A 1,795-nucleotide genomic window follows, 5' to 3' on the forward strand; every position below is an offset into this window, starting at 1 on the left:
ATGGAGCCTAGCGGGATCGAACCGCTGACCTCCTGCGTGCAAAGCAGGCGCTCTCCCAGCTGAGCTAAGGCCCCACAAAGACCTCTCAAAACTAAATAAAGATTCCAAACGTGCTTCCGTTTTCCTTAGAAAGGAGGTGATCCAGCCGCACCTTCCGATACGGCTACCTTGTTACGACTTCACCCCAATCATCTATCCCACCTTAGGCGGCTGGCTCCTAAAAGGTTACCTCACCGACTTCGGGTGTTACAAACTCTCGTGGTGTGACGGGCGGTGTGTACAAGGCCCGGGAACGTATTCACCGCGGCGTGCTGATCCGCGATTACTAGCGATTCCGACTTCATGTAGGCGAGTTGCAGCCTACAATCCGAACTGAGATCGGCTTTAAGAGATTGGCTTACTGTCACCAGTTCGCTGCTCGTTGTACCGACCATTGTAGCACGTGTGTAGCCCAGGTCATAAGGGGCATGATGATTTGACGTCATCCCCACCTTCCTCCGGTTTATTACCGGCAGTCTCGCTAGAGTGCCCAACTCAATGATGGCAACTAACAATAGGGGTTGCGCTCGTTGCGGGACTTAACCCAACATCTCACGACACGAGCTGACGACAACCATGCACCACCTGTCACCAGTGCCCCGAAGGGAATTTCTATCTCTAGAACGGTCACTGGGATGTCAAGACCTGGTAAGGTTCTTCGCGTTGCTTCGAATTAAACCACATGCTCCACCGCTTGTGCGGGCCCCCGTCAATTCCTTTGAGTTTCAACCTTGCGGTCGTACTCCCCAGGCGGAGTGCTTAATGCGTTAGCTGCGGCACTGAGTCCCGGAAAGGACCCAACACCTAGCACTCATCGTTTACGGCGTGGACTACCAGGGTATCTAATCCTGTTCGCTACCCACGCTTTCGAGCCTCAGTGTCAGTTACAGACCAGAGAGCCGCTTTCGCCACCGGTGTTCCTCCATATATCTACGCATTTCACCGCTACACATGGAATTCCACTCTCCCCTTCTGCACTCAAGTTTAACAGTTTCCAAAGCGTACATTGGTTGAGCCAATGCCTTTAACTTCAGACTTATTAAACCACCTGCGCTCGCTTTACGCCCAATAAATCCGGACAACGCTCGGGACCTACGTATTACCGCGGCTGCTGGCACGTAGTTAGCCGTCCCTTTCTGATAAGCTACCGTCACAGAGTAAACTTTCCACTCTTACTCCCGTTCTTCGCTTATAACAGAGCTTTACGATCCGAAAACCTTCTTCACTCACGCGGCGTTGCTCGGTCAGGGTTCCCCCCATTGCCGAAGATTCCCTACTGCTGCCTCCCGTAGGAGTCTGGGCCGTGTCTCAGTCCCAGTGTGGCCGATCACCCTCTCAGGTCGGCTATGTATCGAAGCCTTGGTAAGCCGTTACCTTACCAACTAGCTAATACAACGCAGGTCCATCTCATAGTGAAGCATTTGCTCCTTTTAAATTAACAACATGTGTTATCAACTGTTATGCGGTATTAGCTATCGTTTCCAATAGTTATCCCCCGCTATAAGGTAGGTTACCTACGCGTTACTCACCCGTTCGCGACTCAATCGATTCAAGTGTAGCAAGCTACGATAGAATCAATTGCGTTCCACTTGCATGTATTAGGCACGCCGCCAGCGTTCGTCCTGAGCCAGGATCAAACTCTCATTAAATAGTTTGAGCTAAGCTCAGTCAGTTATCATCTGACTTATTTTTCTTCTTGACAGGTTACTTCCGTAACCCGCACGTTTGGTTTCTTTATCCAGTTTTCAAAGGTCTT

At 50.9% G+C, this 1,795-nt stretch carries 1 tRNA gene and 1 rRNA gene; both read right to left on the reverse strand.

Annotated features, from left to right (window positions below):
* Position 1: 1 nt before the first annotated feature.
* Positions 2 to 74: transfer RNA gene (locus tag ACMZ6U_RS10255), tRNA-Ala, on the reverse strand.
* Positions 75 to 129: 55 nt separating this feature from the next.
* Positions 130 to 1,688, reverse strand: a 16S ribosomal RNA gene (locus ACMZ6U_RS10260).
* Positions 1,689 to 1,795 lie beyond the last annotated feature (107 nt).

It is taken from the genome of Streptococcus pluranimalium (assembly GCF_047785745.1).
Lineage (GTDB): Bacteria > Bacillota > Bacilli > Lactobacillales > Streptococcaceae > Streptococcus > Streptococcus pluranimalium_B.